Source organism: Pseudomonas sp. NPDC085632, assembly GCF_044541255.1.
GTDB lineage: Bacteria > Pseudomonadota > Gammaproteobacteria > Pseudomonadales > Pseudomonadaceae > Aquipseudomonas.
On record NZ_JBITSX010000022.1, the window covers coordinates 22,954 to 41,171 of the forward strand.

An 18,218-nucleotide genomic window follows, 5' to 3' on the forward strand; every position below is an offset into this window, starting at 1 on the left:
GTGAACGCGGTGAAGCATGCCGTTGGCGGCTTGTTATTAGCGTAGTCAGAGATGCTGGCCGTGGCGGGCCATGATGTGCCGCACCACGCTGTAGTCCTGCAGCGAATCGCTGGATAAGTCTTTGCCGTAACCGGAGCGTTTCAGCCCGCCGTGGGGCATTTCGCTGACCAGCATGAAATGGCTGTTGATCCACGTGCAGCCGTACTGCAGGCGCGCGGCGACTTGCATCGCCTTGTCCAGGTTCTGTGTCCAGACCGACGAGGCGAGACCGTATTCGGAGTCATTGGCCCAGTCGACGGCTTGCGCGAGTTCGTCGAAACGGGTCACGGTGACCACCGGGCCGAACACTTCGCGCTGGACGATTTCGTCGCTCTGTTTGCAACCGGCGAGCAGCGTCGGTTGGTAGTAGAAACCGGCGCCGGAATGCACCGCCGCACCGGTCACGCGTTCGATGTGCGGCTGACCGAGGGCGCGCTCGACGAAGCTGGCCACTCGATCGCGTTGGCGGGTGCTGATCAGCGGGCCAATCTCGTTGTCAGCGTCACGTTTGCCGGCGAAGCGCAGGCTGCTGACGGCGGCGCCGAGTTCGGCAACCAATTTGTCGTGAATCCCGGCCTGCGCGTAAATCCGGCACGCGGCGGTGCAGTCCTGACCAGCGTTGTAGTAACCGTAAGTGCGCACGCCGTCGACTACGGCCTGAATGTCGGCGTCGTTGCAGACGATCACCGGGGCTTTGCCGCCGAGTTCGAGGTGCGTGCGTTTCAGAGTTTTCGCGGCGGCCTGGAGGATTTTCTGTCCGGTGACGATATCGCCGGTCAGCGAGACCATGCGCACTTTGGCGTGACCGACCAAATGGCTGCCGACGCCTTCGCCGCCACCGCAGATGATATTGATCACCCCGCGTGGAAGGATTTCAGCCAGCGCTGGCGCCAGAGCGAGGATCGACAGCGGTGTGTGTTCGGACGGTTTGAACACCAGCGTGTTGCCGGCGGCGAGGGCCGGGGCGATTTTCCACGCGGCCATCATGATCGGGTAATTCCACGGCGCAATCGAGGCGACCACGCCAATCGGATCGCGGCGCACCATGCTGGTGTAGCCCGGCAGGTATTCGCCGCTCAACTGACCAGTCTGGCAACGCACCGCGCCGGCGAAGAAACGGAATACATCGACGGTCGCCGTCAAATCGTCCTGACGCGCCAGGTGCAACGGCTTGCCGCAGTTCAGCGATTCGAGACGGGCGAGGTGATCGGCGTGTTTTTCTACGGCATTGGCGATGTCGAGCAGCAGGTTCGAGCGTTGCTGCGGCGTGGTGCGCGACCATTCGGCGAAGGCGCGGTGGGCGGCGAGGATGGCGGCTTCGACTTGCTCGGTGCTGGCCTCGGCGATGTGCGTGAGGATTTCACCGGTGGCGGGGTTGAGAATCGGCTCGACGAAACCTTCCCCGGCGACCAATTCGCCATCGATCAACAACGCGGTACACATCGGGGTTTGCGCGCCAGCCATTTTCCGCAATCTCTTTTCTTGTGTGGCCATTGTTGCTCCCTGAAACCGGGAGCCGACCGTCTTATAGATGCAGCAAGACTAGTGCGCGGCTCCGAGGTCGACAAATTCTAAATACTGAAGGCAGCGTTCGATTAAATAGATGGCTTGCGTCCGCCGTGGGGTTGCTCGCGGGCGACGGTGAGAAATGGATCGACCAGCGCCGGACGCGCGGTGCCTCGGCGCCAGGCCAGACCGACGTCGAGGGTCTGGTTGAGGTCGGCGATCGGCCGCGCTTCGATGATGTCGCCCTCCAGTGACCACGGGCGATAAGTCATGTCCGGCTGAATCGACACGCCCAATCCGGCGGCGACAAGGCTTCGCACGGCCTCGGTGGACGCGGTTCTCAGAGTGATTTTCGGTTGCAGCCCGGAACCGCGCCAGAAACGCTGGGCGTTGCGATCCATTTCATCGACGTTGAGTTGAATCAACGGCTCGCGGGCGACATCGGCGAGGTTGATGCTGTCGTGTTCCAGCAATGGGTGCTGCGCTGGCAGCCATAAACGGTGCGGCGAATGGGTTAGCACCTCGGTCTGCAAGGCGTGGCGGTCTTCGAGGTTGGAGAGGATCAGCACGCCGACATCGATCTCGCCGCTGACCAGCAAATGCTCGATGTAGGGGCGCTCGTCCTCCATCACGCGGATTTCGACATTAGGGTAGGCACGTTGAAAACGCGTGAGCAGATCCGCCAGGTAGTAACCGGCAACCAGACTGGTCACACCGACGATCAACTGCCCGGCGACCTGATCGGTGCTCTGTTGCAGGCTGCGCTTGGCGTTATCCACGGTCGCCAGAATCAGGTGCGCCTGGCGTAGGAATTGATGACCTTGGTGTGTCAGCGTCATGCCCTTGGCGTGGCGGCTGAACAGGCTGACACCGATTTCCTCCTCCAGTTGCTGGATCGCCAGGGTCAGGGTCGATTGGGATATGAATGCGGTTTGCGCGGCGGCGGAGATCGAACCGGTTTCGGCCACAGCGATGAAATGACGGATCTGACGCAGGGTCATCATGAGAAGGGCTACCCAGTGGGCGGTTTTTATAGATTGGCCTGAGTGTATATCTATTTTCGCGAACGGCTGGGGCGTACTGAGCAACATCTGGAAGCACACTCGCAAGCAGGGCAGGGGCACTTTCGAACTAGGCTGAAGGCCTTATAGATCCGGATAACCCCTGTTTTGGAGGCGGAACATGAACACCCGTGGATTGCTCGATCAACTGCTTAAATCTGGCCAGGATCTGTTGCAGAACAAGGCTGGCGGAGCGCAGAACAAACCGGCTGGCGGTGGCTTGGGCGGTTTGCTCGGTGGCGCTTCTGGCTCCGGCGGTCTAGGCAGTTTGCTGTCAGGCGCGGGCGGCGGAGCGCTGGCGGCTGGCGCGATGGGCTTGCTGCTGGGCAACAAGAAAGTGCGCAAGGTTGGCGGCAAAGTCGCGATCTACGGCGGCCTCGCGGCGCTGGGTGTGCTGGCTTACAAGGCTTATGGCAACTACAACGCGCAGAAAGGCACCGCCCCACAAAGTGAACCGCAGACCCTTGATCGTCTGCCACCGGCGCAGGCCGAACAACACAGCCAGGCCATTCTCAAGGCGCTGGTCGCTGCCGCGAAGGCCGATGGCCACATCGATGACCGCGAACGCGAACTGATCGAAGGTGAATTCACCAAACTCGATAACGATCAGGAGCTGCAACACTGGCTGCACGCCGAACTCAACAAACCCCTCGACCCGACCGACGTCGCCCGCGCTGCGAGCACGCCGGAGATGGCGGCAGAAATGTACATCGCCAGTGTGATGTTGGTGGATGAGGAGAGCTTTATGGAGAAGAGCTATCTCGATGAACTGGCGCGGCAGTTGAAGCTGGAGCCGGGGTTGAAGGTGGAGCTGGAGAAGCAGGTGCGCATCGCATCGGCGTAAACCCGGCTGGCCCCTTCGCGAGCAAGCTCGCTCCCACACAGTATTGCGTTCCAATGTGGGAGCGAGCTTGCTCGCGAAGGCGTTTTCCACCGCACAGCGAAAGCAATGACCGATCCACCGCCCCTTTTTGCCATTATTCCACTGGTACGCCCACCCCAAATTATCGGACAGTCCCACCCCAGAGCCTTGCCGCCAACCCGACGGACAGGCCCGAGGGTTAAAAAGCGTCTTATAAATGAAACACGGCCCTCGGCTATACTCCCCGCATTTCGACTAGGCACGAGGAATCACTGTGAAGAACTGGACGTTGCGCCAACGCATTTTGGCGAGCTTTGCGGTGATTATCGCCATCATGTTGCTGATGGTCGTCGTTTCGTATTCACGGCTGTTGAAGATCGAAGCCAGTGAAAACAGCGTGCGCGATGACGCGATTCCCGGCGTCTATTACAGCTCGATGATTCGCGGCGCGTGGGTCGACAGCTATCTGCAGACTCAGGAACTGCTCGGGCTCAAGGAAGGCCAGGGGATTTCCAGCGAGGACGCGGCAGATTACAAGGCGTTCGAGGCGCGTTTGCAGGAGCAGATGGAGAACTATCGCAAGACCATGGCGACTGACGAGGATCGTCTCGAGTTCGCCGCGTTCGAGAAATACCACGACGCCTACATCCAGATTCAGGATGCCGTGCTGGACCTGCACAAACGCAATCTGGAAGCGGATGCGGTGAAGATGTTCCACGACAAGCTCACGCCGGCCTGGTATTCCGGGCGCATGAAGCTCAACGACATCATCGGCGAGAACAAGAAAGTCGCCGATCAGGCCATGAACAATATCGACGATGCCGTGGCCGCCGCCAAAGTCAGCATGTTCATTTCCCTGTTGGTCGCCGTCCTGGCCGCTGGCCTGTGTGGCTTGTTGTTGATGCGCGCGATCATGGCGCCGATGAACCGCATTGTGCAGATTCTCGAAACCATGCGCACCGGTGACCTCAGTTCGCGTCTGAACCTCGACCGCAAAGACGAGTTCGGCGCGGTGGAAACCGGCTTCAATGACATGATGACCGAGTTGACCGCGCTGGTGTCGCAAGCTCAGCGCTCCTCGGTGCAGGTGACGACTTCGGTGACCGAGATCGCCGCCACTTCCAAGCAACAACAAGCCACCGCCACCGAAACCGCCGCGACCACCACCGAAATCGGCGCAACGTCCCGAGAGATCGCCGCCACCTCGCGCGATCTGGTGCGCACCATGACTGAAGTGTCCACCGCGGCCGATCAGGCCTCGGTGCTCGCTGGCTCCGGACAGCAAGGTCTGGCGCGCATGGAAGACACCATGCACTCGGTGATGGGTGCGGCCGATCTGGTCAACGCCAAACTGGCGATCCTCAATGAGAAGGCCGGCAACATCAACCAAGTGGTGGTGACCATCGTCAAGGTTGCCGACCAGACCAATCTGCTGTCGCTCAACGCGGCGATCGAAGCCGAGAAGGCCGGTGAGTACGGTCGCGGTTTCGCCGTCGTCGCCACCGAAGTGCGGCGCTTGGCAGATCAGACCGCGGTCGCCACTTACGACATCGAGCAAATGGTCCGCGAGATCCAGTCGGCGGTGTCAGCCGGGGTGATGGGCATGGACAAGTTCTCTGAAGAAGTGCGCCGTGGCATGTCCGAAGTGCAGCAGGTCGGTGAGCAGCTGTCGCAGATCATCCATCAAGTGCAGGCGCTGGCGCCGCGGGTGTTGATGGTCAACGAAGGCATGCAGGCTCAGGCCACCGGTGCCGAGCAGATCAACCATGCGCTGGTGCAGTTGGGCGACGCCAGCAGCCAGACCGTCGAATCGTTGCGTCAGGCCAGTTTCGCCATCGACGAACTGAGCCAGGTGGCCGTCGGGCTGCGCAGCGGCGTTTCGCGATTTAAAGTCTGATGAGCGAAATCCTCGCCAAACGCAGCGCCGCGCAGGTGGCGAAGCCGGCGTTGTTCCTGCTGTTTCGCATCGGCAGCGAGCGTTACGCCTTGCGCGCCACCGAAGTCGCGGAAGTGTTGCCGCGCCTGCCGTTGAAGCCGATCGCCCGCGCACCGCAGTGGGTGGCGGGTGTATTCGCCTATCGCGGCGCGGTGGTGCCGGTGATCGACCTGAGTGCGCTGACCTTCGGCCATCCCGCTGAGGCGCGCACCAGTACGCGTCTTGTCCTCGTCAACTATCAGCCTGATGAGTCGCAACCGGCGCAATGGCTTGGGCTGATTCTGGAACAGGCCACCGACACGCTGCGCTGCCATCCACAGGAATTTCAGCCGTATGGCCTCGATAACCGCGAGGCGCCTTACCTTGGTCCGGTACGCGAAGATGCTCAGGGCTTGGTGCAATGGGTAAGGGTCAATGATTTGCTCGATGAAGCGGTGCGCACCGTGCTGTTCCCCGATCCGCCGATGAATCCGGCGCAGCTTGAGGCGCAGGCATGAGCAGCGATCAGCGCTTTTTCGACTTCCTCAAGGAACGCATCGGCCTCGATGTGACGTCGGTGGGGCCGGCGATCATTGAGCGCGCGGTGCGTCAGCGCACCACGCTCTCGCAAGCGGCGCATGCCGATGAGTATTGGCAATTGCTGCAAGGCTCGCGCGACGAACAACAAGCGCTGATCGAAGCGGTGATCGTCCCGGAAACGTGGTTTTTCCGTTACCCGGAATCCTTCGCCACGCTGGGTAAACTGGCGCGCAATCGCCTCGCCGAGCTGAACAACATGCGTGCGCTGCGCATTCTCAGCCTGCCGTGTTCCACCGGCGAAGAACCCTATTCGATTGCCATGGCCTTGCTTGATGCAGGCCTCAAGCCCCATCAATTCAAGGTCGACGGCATGGACGTCAGCCCGCTCTCGGTGGAGAAGGCGCGGCGTGCGTTGTACGGCAAGAATTCGTTTCGCGGCCAGGATCTGGACTATCGCGATCGGCACTTCATGCCTGAGCAGGACGGTCATCGGGTCAATGAGAATGTCTGTGAACAAGTGCGTTTGCAGGTCGGCAATGTGCTTGATCCAGCATTGCTGGCCAGCGAGCCGGCGTTCGATTTCGTGTTCTGCCGCAATCTGTTGATCTATTTCGATCAGCCGACGCAGAAGCAGGTGTTCGAGGTGCTCAAGCGCCTGACCCATTTTGATGGCGTGCTGTTTATCGGCCCGGCAGAAGGCAGTTTGCTCGGGCGTTTGGGCATGCGTTCGATCGGTATCCCGCAATCCTTTGCATTCAGCCGCCACAGTGATCCGCATCCCGAACCGCTGCCGACACCCAAACCGATCGTGGTGCCGGTCAGCCAACCGCCACGCAGTACGCCGCCAGCGCCGGTGCGCAATCGACCGTTTGCCGCCGTGACACCGCTACCAAGCTCCAGCAAAAGCGCCAACCCGGACGCGGCGACCCTGCTGGCCAACATCGCTGCACTGGCCAACGAAGGCAAAAGTGCCGAGGCCCGCGCCGCCTGCGAACAGTATTTGCGCAGCCATGAGCCGGTGGCTCAGGTGTTTTACTGGCTCGGCCTGCTCAGCGACGTCGCCGGCCTGACCCTCGAAGCTCAGGGCTTCTACCGCAAGGCGTTGTACCTCGAACCGCAACACCCCGAAGCGTTGATGCACCTGGCCGCGTTGTTGCAGGCCCAGGGCGATACGGCGGGTGCCAGACGATTGCAGGAGCGCGCCGCCCGCAGCGGCCGCACCGCCGACAGTGAGCGTAAACGATGATCCCGTCCGACACCTTGAACGTCACCCACGAAGACGCCCGGGCCATCGACGATTGCTGGAACCGAATCGGCATTCATGGCGACAAGTCCTGCCCGCTGCTGGAAGACCATATTCATTGCCGCAATTGCTCGGTGTATTCCGCCGCCGCTACCCGTTTGCTTGATCGTTATGCGCTGCAGCAGGATGAGCGCAGCCCGGTGGCTACCACTGTTGAAACAGATGTCAAAACCCGTTCGTTGCTGATGTTCCGTCTCGGCGAAGAATGGCTGGGGTTGGCGACACGGAGCCTGGTTGAAGTCGCCCCCATGCAGGCGATTCACTCATTGCCGCACCAGCGCTCGCGGGCCTTGCTCGGCGTGGCGAATGTGCGCGGTGCACTGGTGGCGTGCCTGTCGCTGGTCGAATTACTCGATCTGGATGGCAGCGCTGCGCCCGTTACTGGCGCGCGAATCATGCCGCGCATGCTGATCATCGCTGCGCACGGCGGGCCGGTGGTGGTGCCGGTGGATGAGGTCGACGGCATTCACGCCATCGATGAGCGCATTCTCGATGCCGCATCGCAGTCCGGCGCGCAAGCCAGTGCCAAATACACCCGTGGCGTTCTGCAATATCGCGGTCGCAGCCTGCGTTGGCTGGATGAAGAACAGCTGTTGTCCGCCGTGACCCGGAGCCTCACATGACCCCTGAGCAAATGCGCGACGCTTCGCTACTTGAGCTGTTCAGCCTCGAAGCCGAAGCCCAGACCCAGGTGCTCAGCGCCGGGCTGCTGGCGCTGGAGCGCAATCCGACCCAGGCCGATCAACTGGAATCGTGCATGCGCGCGGCGCACTCGCTTAAAGGTGCGGCGCGGATTGTCGGCATCGACAGCGGCGTCAGCGTTGCGCATGTCATGGAGGATTGCCTGGTCAGCGCTCAGGAAAGGCGCTTGCTGCTGCGTCCCGAGCACATTGATGCGCTGTTACAGGGCACCGATTTGCTGATGCGCATTGCGACGCCGGCGAATGCTCCGCAACCCACTGACATCGACGCGTATGTGACGTTGATGGCGCAGTTGCTCGATCCATCATCCGCGCCTGCCGTCGCCGCGCCAGTCATGGCCGAATTGCAACTGGAGGCTCCGCGCGCTGAGCCGACTCCGCCAGCGCCCATCATCGACGTTGCCAGTGAGCCACCAGAACCGGCACCGCGCAAAAACAAACGCACCACCGAAGGTGGCGAACGCGTCTTGCGCGTTACCGCCGAGCGCCTGAACAGCCTGCTCGATCTGTCGAGCAAGTCGCTGGTGGAAACCCAACGCCTGAAACCGCATCTGGCGACGATGCAGCGCCTCAAGCGCATGCAGAACAACGGCCTGCGTGCGCTGGAAAATCTCAACGTCCACCTCAAGGAACACGCGCTGAGTCTGGAGGCGCTGGAGGCCTTGGAGGATGCGCGGCGTCTGCTCGCCGAATCCCAACAACTGCTGAGCGAGAAAAACGCCGAACTCGACGAGTTCGCCTGGCAGGCCAGCCAGCGCGCGCAAGTGCTCTACGATACCGCGCTGGCCTGCCGCATGCGGCCCTTTGCCGATGTGTTGACTGGTCAGGTGCGCATGGTCCGTGATCTGGGCCGCAGCCTCGGCAAGCAGGTACGCCTGGAAATCGAAGGCGAGAAAACCCAGGTCGACCGTGACGTGCTGGAGAAACTCGAAGCGCCGCTGACGCATTTGCTGCGCAACGCCGTCGATCACGGCATCGAAACCCCGGAACAACGACTGCTCAAGGGTAAACCGGAAGAAGGCTTGATCCGCCTGCGCGCCTCGCATCAGGCCGGTCTGCTGGTGCTGGAATTAAGCGATGACGGCAATGGCGTTGACCTGGAGAAGGTCCGGCGCAGCATCGTCGAGCGGCAGTTATCCCCAGCCGAAACCGCTGCGCAGCTGAGCGAAGAAGAACTGCTGACCTTCCTCTTTCTGCCCGGTTTCAGCCTGCGCGATACCGTCACCGAAGTGTCCGGGCGGGGCGTTGGTCTCGATGCTGTTCAGCACATGGTTCGCCAGTTGCGCGGTGCGGTGGTGCTGGAGCAGACGGCGGGCGAGGGCAGTCGTTTTCATCTGGAAGTGCCGTTGACCTTGTCGGTGGTGCGCAGTCTGGTGGTAGAGGTCGGTGAAGAGGCGTACGCCTTCCCGCTGGCGCACATCGAGCGCATGTGCGATCTGGCACCGGAAGACATCGTGCAGGTCGAGGGCCGTCAGCATTTCTGGCACGAAGGCCAGCACGTCGGATTGGTCGCGGCCAGCCAGTTGCTTAACCGCCCGGCCAGTCAGAACAGTGGCGAAACCCTTAAAGTCGTGGTGATCCGCGAGCGCGACGCAGTTTATGGTGTTGCCGTGGAGCGTTTCATTGGCGAGCGTACGCTGGTGGTGTTGCCACTGGACGAGCGTCTGGGCAAAGTGCAGGACATCTCTGCCGGCGCCTTGCTTGACGACGGTTCGGTGGTGTTGATCGTCGACGTTGAAGACATGCTGCGTTCGGTGGACAAACTGCTCAATACCGGACGCCTTGAGCGTATCGCCCGTCATGGCAATCAGGCCGCCGAGGCGGCGCGCAAGCGGGTGCTGGTGGTCGACGACTCGCTGACCGTGCGCGAGCTGCAACGCAAACTGCTGCTCAATCGCGGCTACGATGTCGCAGTGGCGGTGGACGGCATGGACGGTTGGAATGCGCTGCGTTCGGAGGACTTCGATTTGCTGATCACCGACATCGACATGCCGCGCATGGACGGCATCGAACTGGTCACGCTATTGCGCCGCGACAACCGTCTGCAATCGCTGCCGGTGATGGTGGTGTCGTACAAGGATCGGGAAGAGGATCGCCGCCGTGGACTGGATGCCGGGGCGGACTATTATTTAGCCAAAGCCAGTTTTCATGACGACGCCCTGCTCGACGCAGTGGTCGAGCTCATCGGAGGAGCGCGGGCATGAAGATCGCAATCGTCAACGACATGCCCATGGCGGTGGAGGCGCTGCGCCGTGCGCTCGCCTTCGAGCCGGCGCATCAGGTGGTCTGGGTCGCCCGCAACGGCGCCGAGGCGGTGCAACTGTGCGCCGAAAACACGCCGGACCTGATCCTGATGGATCTGATCATGCCGGTGATGGATGGCGTCGAAGCCACCCGGCGGATCATGGCCGAAACCCCGTGCGCGATCGTCATCGTCACCGTCGATCGTCAGCAAAACGTGCATCGGGTCTTTGAAGCCATGGGCCACGGCGCGCTGGACGTAGTAGACACCCCGGCCCTCGGCGCTGGCGACGCTCGTGAAGCCGCCGCGCCGTTGCTGCGCAAGATCCTCAATATTGGCTGGCTGATCGGCGATAAGCCGCAACGCTCGCGCCCGGCGCCGACGGCTCAACGCAGCTCCGCTTCATGTCAGCGGCTGGTCGCGATCGGCTCATCCGCTGGTGGGCCGGCGGCGCTGGAAGTGCTGCTCAAGGGTTTGCCGAAGGATTTTTCGGCGGCGATCGTGCTGGTGCAGCATGTCGATCAGGTGTTTGCTGCCGGCATGGCCGAATGGCTGGCCAGCGCCAGCGGTCTGGATGTGCGTCTGGCCCGTGAAGGCGAGCCGCCGCAGGCCGGCGCGGTGCTGCTGGCCGGCACCAACCACCATATTCGCTTGTTGAAAAACGGCACGCTGGCTTACACCGCCGAGCCGGTCAACGAGATTTACCGTCCCTCGATCGACGTGTTTTTTGAAAGTGTCGCCAGCTATTGGAATGGCGACGCCGTCGGGGTTTTATTGACCGGGATGGGACGCGATGGGGCGCAAGGGCTTAAGCTCATGCGCCAACAGGGTTATCTGACCATCGCGCAGGATCAGCAAAGCAGTGCGGTGTATGGCATGCCCAAGGCCGCTGCGGCCATTGACGCTGCCGTAGAAATCCGTCCACTGGAAAGAATAGCGCCACGATTGCAGGAGATTTTCCCCAAATGAGCAGGTCAATCCGCAATCCTGGCCCCCGCAGTACTCAGGTGACCGCCCATGAATGACTTACAGATCGACGACATTAAAACCGACGAAAACGCCGCCATGGTGTTGTTGGTGGACGATCAGGCGATGATCGGCGAAGCCGTGCGCCGTGGGCTGTCGAACGAAGAGAACATCGACTTCCACTTCTGCTCCGATCCGCATCAGGCCATTGCGCAAGCGGTGCGGATCAAGCCGACGGTGATTCTGCAGGATCTGGTGATGCCCGGTCTCGATGGCCTCAGCCTGGTGCGCGAATACCGCAATCACCCGGCGACCAAGGACATTCCGATCATCGTTTTGTCCACCAAGGAAGACCCGCTGATCAAGAGCGCAGCTTTCTCCGCTGGGGCCAACGATTATCTGGTGAAACTGCCGGACACCATCGAACTGGTCGCGCGCATCCGCTATCACTCGCGCTCGTACATGACCCTGTTGCAACGTGATGCCGCGTATCGCGCGTTGCGGGTCAGCCAACAGCAATTGCTCGACACCAACCTGGTGCTGCAACGCCTGATGAACTCCGATGGCCTGACGGGGCTGTCCAATCGCCGGCACTTCGACGAATACCTGGAACTGGAATGGCGCCGCTCGTTGCGCGATCAGAGCCAGTTGTCGTTGCTGATGATTGATGTCGATTACTTCAAGTCCTACAACGACAGTTTTGGCCACGTTGAAGGCGACGAGGCACTGCGCAAGGTCGCCACGGCGATCCGCGACGCCAGCGCACGACCTTCGGACTTGCCGGCCCGTTATGGCGGTGAAGAGTTTGCGTTGGTATTGCCGAACACCTCGCCGGGCGGCGCGCGGCTGGTCGCGGAGAAACTGCGCCAGACCGTGGCGTCGCTGAAAATTCCGCATAACACCCCGGCGGACGGCGCGAGCCTGACCATCAGCATCGGCCTGGCAACCATGGTGCCGCAGTCGGGCAGCGATTGCCGCCTGCTGATCTCGGCGGCAGATCGTGGGTTGTATCTGGCCAAGAACAATGGGCGTAATCAGGTCGGGATCGAGTAACGGCTTTCCCCTCATCGGAACGCCGCCCGCCCAGCCCTCTCCCGGAGGGAGAGGGGGCCGACCGAGGTGTCTTTGGTCCTACATCGACCTGAAAGACCTCGGCGATTATGGATCTGTAAGCTTGGCACTTCCGGATTCAGCAAAGCCCTTTCACGTCGGCGTACCTCCCGAATATCCCCCAATCGGTCCCCTCTCCCTCCGGGAGAGGGCTAGGGTGAGGGCTGGCCCATACGCCAATTTCCGCCTGAAAGCCTTGGCGATTATGGATTCGGCAAAGCCCTTCCACGTCGGCGTATCTCCCGAACATCCCCCAATCAGTCCCCTCTACCTCTGGGAGAGGGTTAGGGTGAGGGCAAAGGCTTTAATGATCCCCACACCCGCCAGACGGGCTGCCGTCCCAGCCTGATTACGTTATACTCGCCGGCTTTCAAAAGTTCGCCAACGAGTGCTGCCCGTCATGGAAATCAATCCGATCCTGAACACCATCAAGGACCTGTCCGAGCGCTCCGAAACTATTCGGGGGTATCTTTGACTACGATCAAAAGCATGAGCGTCTGACTGAAGTCAATCGCGAGCTTGAAGATCCGAGTGTCTGGAACAAACCTGAATACGCCCAGGAGCTGGGCCGTGAGCGTTCGGCGCTGGCGCAGATCGTCGATACCCTCGACGAATTGAACGCCGGCCTGGCCGATTGCCGCGATCTGCTGGACATGGCCGTCGAAGAAAACGACGAAGGCGCAGTGGGCGATGTCGTCGCCGAGCTGGCCCGTCTCGAGGAAAATCTGGCCAAGCTGGAATTCCGCCGCATGTTCAGCCATGAAATGGACCCGAACAACGCCTACCTGGACATCCAGGCCGGTTCCGGCGGCACCGAAGCCCAGGACTGGGCCAACATCCTGCTGCGCATGTACCTGCGCTGGGCGGACAAACGCGGTTTCGACGCGACCATCATGGAATTGTCGGCCGGTGAAGTTGCTGGTATCAAAGGTGCGACCGTGCACATCAAGGGCGAATACGCCTTTGGTTGGCTGCGCACCGAGATCGGCGTGCACCGTCTGGTGCGCAAGAGCCCGTTCGACTCCGGCAACCGTCGCCACACCTCGTTCTCCGCGGTGTTCGTCTCGCCAGAGATCGACGACAAGGTCGAAATCGAAATCAACCCGGCAGACTTGCGGATCGACACCTATCGTTCCTCGGGTGCCGGTGGTCAGCACGTAAACACCACCGACTCGGCCGTACGGATTACTCACGTACCGACCAACACCGTGGTCAGCTGCCAGAACGAACGTTCCCAGCACGCCAACAAGGACACCGCCATGAAAATGTTGCGGGCCAAGTTGTACGAGCAGGAAATGCAGAAACGCAACGCCGCGTCGCAAGCGCTGGAAGACACCAAGTCCGACATCGGCTGGGGTCACCAGATTCGCTCGTACGTGCTCGATGCGTCGCGGATCAAGGATCTGCGCACCAACATCGAACGCAGCGACTGCGACAAGGTACTCGACGGTGATATCGACGAATACCTGTATGCCAGCCTGAAATCGGGCCTGTAAAAGACGCAATACAGCATCGGCTGATTCAAGCCGATCCCTGTAGGAGCCAGCCCAGCTGGCGATCTCCGGGCCGCAAGGCCCGGGGGCAACGAACCTGATGGAATATCTAAAGACATGAGCGACCAACAACTCGACCCGCAAGCCCTGCAACAGGAAGAAAACTCCCTGATCGCCCTGCGCAAGGAAAAGCTGGCTGCCGAGCGCGCCAAGGGCAACGCCTTCCCGAACGACTTCCGCCGCGAAAACTACTGCGAAGATCTGCAGAAGAAATACGCGGACAAGACCAAGGAAGAGCTGGCAGAGGCTGCAATCCCGGTCAAGGTTGCCGGTCGCATCATGCTCAACCGTGGCTCGTTCATGGTGATTCAGGACATGACCGGTCGCATCCAGGTCTACGTCAACCGTAAAACCCTGTCGGAAGACACCCTGGCCGCGGTGAAAACCTGGGACATGGGCGACATCATTGCTGCCGAAGGCACCCTGGCGCGTTCCGGCAAGGGCGACCTGTACGTTGAAATGACCCACGTGCGTCTGCTGACCAAATCGCTGCGTCCGCTGCCGGACAAGCACCACGGCCTGACCGACACTGAACAGCGCTACCGTCAGCGCTACGTTGACCTGATCGTCAACGACGAAGTGCGCCAGACCTTCCGCGTGCGTTCGCAAGTGATCGCGCACATCCGTAGCTTCCTGATGAAGCGCGACTTCCTCGAAGTCGAAACGCCGATGCTGCAGACCATTCCGGGCGGCGCTGCGGCCAAGCCGTTCGAAACCCACCACAACGCGCTGGACATGGAAATGTTCCTGCGTATCGCGCCAGAGCTGTACCTCAAGCGTCTGGTGGTTGGTGGCTTTGAAAAGGTTTTCGAGATCAACCGCAACTTCCGTAACGAAGGCGTTTCGACTCGTCACAACCCGGAATTCACCATGTTGGAGTTCTATCAGGCGTACGCCGATTACGAAGACAACATGGACCTGACCGAAGAACTGTTCCGCGAACTGGCGCAGCTGGTACTGGGCAGCACCGACGTGCCGTACGGCGACAAGGTGTTCCACTTCGGCGAGCCGTTCGTGCGTCTGTCGGTGTTCGACTCGATCCTCAAGTACAACCCTGAGTTGACCGCTGATGATCTGAACGACATCGACAAGGCCCGCGCCATCGCCAAGAAGGCCGGCGCCAAGGTGCTGGGCTTCGAAGGTCTGGGCAAGCTGCAGGTGATGATTTTCGAAGAGCTGGTCGAGCACAAGCTGGAACAGCCGCACTTCATCACCCAGTACCCGTTCGAAGTGTCGCCACTGGCGCGTCGCAACGACGACAACCCGAACGTCACCGACCGCTTCGAGCTGTTCATCGGTGGCCGTGAAATCGCCAACGCCTACTCCGAGTTGAACGACGCGGAAGACCAGGCCGAGCGCTTCATGGCGCAGGTGGCCGACAAGGACGCCGGCGACGACGAAGCCATGCACTACGACGCCGACTTCGTTCGCGCGCTGGAGTACGGCATGCCGCCAACGGCCGGTGAAGGCATCGGCATCGACCGACTGGTGATGTTGCTGACCAACTCGCCGTCGATTCGCGATGTGATCCTGTTCCCGCACATGCGACCGCAAGCGTAAACGTTTCAGTTAAAAAGCCGCCTAAAACAGGCGGCTTTTTATTGCCTGTCTGGTACAAATGTATCAATTGGTTAATTTCGCAATAGCAGAGGAAGTTCTGTCGTGATGGGTGCAATAGCTCAAGAAGGTGCAGCGGGTATCGCCACTGCGGTCGCTGAAAGTGTTCAGTACCAGGGCCGCAAGGCCAGCCGACAGGGCAGTGAGCAGCGTCGACAGGACATTCTCGACGCGGCGATGCGTATTGTCGTACGTGATGGCGTGCGCGCTGTGCGTCACCGCGCAGTCGCCGCCGAGGCCGGTGTGCCGCTGTCGGCGACCACGTATTACTTCAAGGACATTGATGACCTGCTCACCGATACCTTCGCTCAATACGTAGAGCGCAGCGCGGAATACATGGCCAAGTTGTGGGTCAACAACGAAGGCTTGTTGCGTGAGATGGTGGTCAGTGGCGACGGCAGTCCGGAGTCGCGCTCGCAATTGGCTGACGACATTGCACGGTTGATGGCCGACTACGTGCATCGTCAATTGGTTAACCGGCGTGAGCATTTGATGGCTGAGCAAGCGTTCCGCCAGGAAGCGCTGCTTAACCCGCGCCTGGCGATTCTGGTGCGTTCACATCAGCAGATTCTGTTGCAGGGCACCTGCCAGTTGTTTCAGGTGCTGGGCTCGCGCGAACCGCAACAGGATGCCAAGGTGTTGACGGCGATTATCGGACGGATGGAATATCAGGGCCTGCTCAACGACGCCGAGCCATTGGCCGAAGAGGACATGCTCGGCATTCTGACGCGCTACATGCACCTGGTGCTCGCGTCGGTGTAACGCAATCGTTGCCGCCTGACGCCGATCCCAATGTAGGAGCTGCCGAAGGCTGCGATCTTTTGATCTTGCTTTTAGAGACCAAGATCAAAAGATCGCAGCCTTCGGCAGCTCCTACAGGGGAAAGGTGTTTCAGATTCATAGGGAGTTTTGAATGAAAGCCTGGCGTGGCGTGCTGATCGCCTTGTCGTTCCTGCTGCTCAGTGGCTGTCTGGTGACCTTCAAGGAGCCGCTGACCGCCAGTGACCCTGCGCCCAAGGGCTTGCTCGGCAAATGGTCGAGCACCAACGCCTGGGGTGAACCGATGAACCTTGAGCTGACGCGCCTGGGCAACGATCGCTATCAGGCGGTCACGTATTTCAAGGCCAAACCCCACGAGCGCGAAGCCTATCCGTTCACCGTTTCGCGCCACGGCAGCCGCTGGTATCTGTCGGCGAAAGTCCCGGCGCGCTTCGGCGGCCACTTCACCATCGCCGGTTTCGAGCTCACCGACAAACACGAACTGGTGGTCTACAACCTCGATCTCGAGCAGATCAATCAAGCGATCAAACAGAAAGCCCTCGACGGTCAGGCCTTCCCGACCGACGATGGCGACGGCGTGTTGGTCGACAGCCGCCTCGACAAGGTCTTTGCTTACCTCGACGATCCGGCCAATTCCGATGTCTTCGTTGAAGCCGTGCGCTACCAGCGTCAGGCCCGCGTCCAATAATTAACACGTCAGGTTTTCTACAGGAGTTTCGGGTGGACGATTACCAGCAGACGATACGCATGTTGTCCGACCGCATTGTGCTGGCGCAGACGCCGATCCGTGTGCTCGACGCGGTCAAGTGGGACGAGAACATCCGCAAGGGTTTCCTCAAGGCCAAAGGCAAGGAAATGCCGGCGGTGGATCGCGACTACTACCTCAATCGGCCGCTGAGCTTCGATTCGAGCAAGGTCAAACTGGAATTCCAGAACATCGAGCGCGACATCACCCGCCAGCTCGGCCAGTTCAACCCGGTCGGGCAGATCATGCGGCGCATGTGCAAGGAATATCGCATGGTGGTGCGCATGCTCGAAGCGCGCGGCACCGAGGATTTCGGCCTGATCTCGCAGGAGCTGTATGGCGCCGCGTCCGACGCCTTCCACGCCGGTGACCCGACGCTGGCCGACCTCGGCCTGATGATGTCCGACTACCTCAACAACATCGACGGCCGTGGCGACCTGAAGGACGAGCCGAAAATCCTCACCGCCAAAGACGCCGTGCATCTGCTGCAAACCCGCCTGAACAAGGTGTTCGGCGAGGCCGAGGAAACCATCCGCGTGTTCGAGTCCGACGGCATCGTCGCCGACGCGGCGGCCGGTGCGGATTACATCAAGATCCGCACCGACGCGATGTTCAACGATCGCGACGTGCGCGCGCTGGAAGTTCACGAGGGGCTGGTCCACGTTGGCACCACGCTCAACGGTTTGAACCAGCCGATCTGCACCTTCCTCTCCAAAGGCCCGCCGTCGTCGACGGTGACGCAGGAAGGCCTGGCGATCCTCATGGAAATCATCACCTTCGCCTCCTACCCGAGCCGTCTGCGCAAACTGACCAACCGCACCCGCGCCATTCACATGGTCGAGGAGGGCGCCGACTTCCTGCAGATCTTCGAGTTCTTCCGCGAGCAGGGTTTTGAAATGGCGGAAAGTTACGGCAACGCCAGTCGGGTTTTTCGTGGCTCGACGCCGACCGGTCTGCCATTCACCAAAGACTTGTCCTACCTCAAGGGCTTTATCATGGTTTACAACTACATTCAGTTGGCCGTGCGTAAAGGCAAGCTTGAGCAGATTCCGCTGTTGTTCTGCGGCAAGACCACCCTGGAAGACATGCGTACCCTGCGCCAGTTGGTGGATGAAGGGCTGGTGGTGCCGCCGAAGTATCTGCCGGATCAGTTCCGCGATTTGAATGCGTTGTCGGCGTGGATGTGTTTCTCCAACTTCCTTAATCACCTGAGCCTGGACCGGATCGAAGCCGACTATTCCAACATTCTTTAACCCAACCACAATCCCCTGTGGGAGC

The 18,218-nt window shown here is 60.7% G+C and carries 15 protein-coding genes; 13 read left to right on the forward strand and 2 right to left on the reverse strand.

Translation table 11 applies throughout. The features are described from left to right. Nucleotides 1-45: 45 nt before the first annotated feature. Both ACIF4X_RS15760 and ACIF4X_RS15765 read right to left on the reverse strand, forming a co-directional pair. On the reverse strand, nt 46-1,503 hold the full coding sequence (locus ACIF4X_RS15760; RefSeq protein WP_186612452.1) for a gamma-aminobutyraldehyde dehydrogenase: 1,458 nt from the start codon (nt 1,501-1,503) through the stop codon (nt 46-48). A gap of 131 nt (nt 1,504-1,634) precedes the next feature. Beyond that, nucleotides 1,635-2,549, reverse strand: a complete 915-nt coding sequence (locus ACIF4X_RS15765; RefSeq protein ID WP_007949637.1) for a LysR family transcriptional regulator — start codon at nt 2,547-2,549, stop codon at nt 1,635-1,637. A 178-nt stretch (nt 2,550-2,727) separates the two neighbouring features. Here ACIF4X_RS15765 and ACIF4X_RS15770 point away from each other — a divergent pair, with 178 nt between their 5' ends. The 13 genes from ACIF4X_RS15770 (at nt 2,728) to ACIF4X_RS15830 (ending at nt 18,193) form a co-directional block, all read left to right on the forward strand. Continuing rightward, nucleotides 2,728-3,450, forward strand: a complete 723-nt coding sequence (locus ACIF4X_RS15770) for a tellurite resistance TerB family protein (RefSeq protein WP_397482847.1) — start codon at nt 2,728-2,730, stop codon at nt 3,448-3,450. A 292-nt stretch (nt 3,451-3,742) separates the two neighbouring features. After that, nucleotides 3,743-5,365, forward strand: coding sequence for a methyl-accepting chemotaxis protein (locus ACIF4X_RS15775; RefSeq protein WP_397482848.1), 1,623 nt, complete (start codon nt 3,743-3,745; stop codon nt 5,363-5,365). Then, a complete protein-coding gene (locus tag ACIF4X_RS15780; protein WP_397482849.1) occupies nt 5,365-5,901 on the forward strand; it encodes a chemotaxis protein CheW in 537 nt (178 codons plus the stop codon). Before ACIF4X_RS15775 ends, ACIF4X_RS15780 begins: the two co-directional genes overlap by 1 nt. Continuing rightward, nucleotides 5,898-7,169 (forward strand): CheR family methyltransferase, encoded by a 1,272-nt coding sequence (locus tag ACIF4X_RS15785; RefSeq protein ID WP_397482850.1) that lies wholly within the window; start codon nt 5,898-5,900, stop codon nt 7,167-7,169. Before ACIF4X_RS15780 ends, ACIF4X_RS15785 begins: the two co-directional genes overlap by 4 nt. After that, nucleotides 7,166-7,849: a chemotaxis protein CheW gene (locus tag ACIF4X_RS15790; RefSeq protein ID WP_397482851.1), complete on the forward strand. Its 684-nt coding sequence runs from the start codon at nt 7,166-7,168 to the stop codon at nt 7,847-7,849. The genes ACIF4X_RS15785 and ACIF4X_RS15790 overlap by 4 nt, the downstream gene beginning before the upstream one ends. Further along, complete coding sequence (locus ACIF4X_RS15795; RefSeq protein ID WP_397482852.1) at nt 7,846-10,131, forward strand: hybrid sensor histidine kinase/response regulator; 2,286 nt, start codon at nt 7,846-7,848, stop codon at nt 10,129-10,131. The genes ACIF4X_RS15790 and ACIF4X_RS15795 overlap by 4 nt, the downstream gene beginning before the upstream one ends. Then, nucleotides 10,128-11,138, forward strand: coding sequence for a chemotaxis response regulator protein-glutamate methylesterase (locus tag ACIF4X_RS15800; protein WP_397482853.1), 1,011 nt, complete (start codon nt 10,128-10,130; stop codon nt 11,136-11,138). Before ACIF4X_RS15795 ends, ACIF4X_RS15800 begins: the two co-directional genes overlap by 4 nt. A 48-nt stretch (nt 11,139-11,186) precedes the next feature. Next, nucleotides 11,187-12,188, forward strand: a complete 1,002-nt coding sequence (locus ACIF4X_RS15805) for a PleD family two-component system response regulator (protein ID WP_008086602.1) — start codon at nt 11,187-11,189, stop codon at nt 12,186-12,188. A gap of 457 nt (nt 12,189-12,645) precedes the next feature. Beyond that, nucleotides 12,646-13,741, forward strand: a protein-coding gene (gene prfB / locus ACIF4X_RS15810; protein ID WP_102358477.1) for a peptide chain release factor 2 whose coding sequence is annotated in 2 segments (ribosomal slippage) — nt 12,646-12,717 and nt 12,719-13,741 — 1,095 coding nt in all. Because the reading frame shifts where the segments join, the coding sequence is not laid out codon by codon here. A 114-nt stretch (nt 13,742-13,855) separates the two neighbouring features. Beyond that, nucleotides 13,856-15,358, forward strand: coding sequence for a lysine--tRNA ligase (gene lysS, locus ACIF4X_RS15815; RefSeq protein ID WP_008078360.1), 1,503 nt, complete (start codon nt 13,856-13,858; stop codon nt 15,356-15,358). A 105-nt stretch (nt 15,359-15,463) separates the two neighbouring features. Beyond that, a complete protein-coding gene (locus tag ACIF4X_RS15820) occupies nt 15,464-16,177 on the forward strand; it encodes a TetR/AcrR family transcriptional regulator (RefSeq protein ID WP_283437548.1) in 714 nt (237 codons plus the stop codon). A 151-nt stretch (nt 16,178-16,328) separates the two neighbouring features. After that, nucleotides 16,329-16,883, forward strand: a complete 555-nt coding sequence (locus tag ACIF4X_RS15825; protein WP_397482854.1) for a hypothetical protein — start codon at nt 16,329-16,331, stop codon at nt 16,881-16,883. Nucleotides 16,884-16,942: 59 nt separating this feature from the next. Then, nucleotides 16,943-18,193, forward strand: coding sequence for a flavohemoglobin expression-modulating QEGLA motif protein (locus ACIF4X_RS15830; protein WP_176091693.1), 1,251 nt, complete (start codon nt 16,943-16,945; stop codon nt 18,191-18,193). Nucleotides 18,194-18,218 lie beyond the last annotated feature (25 nt).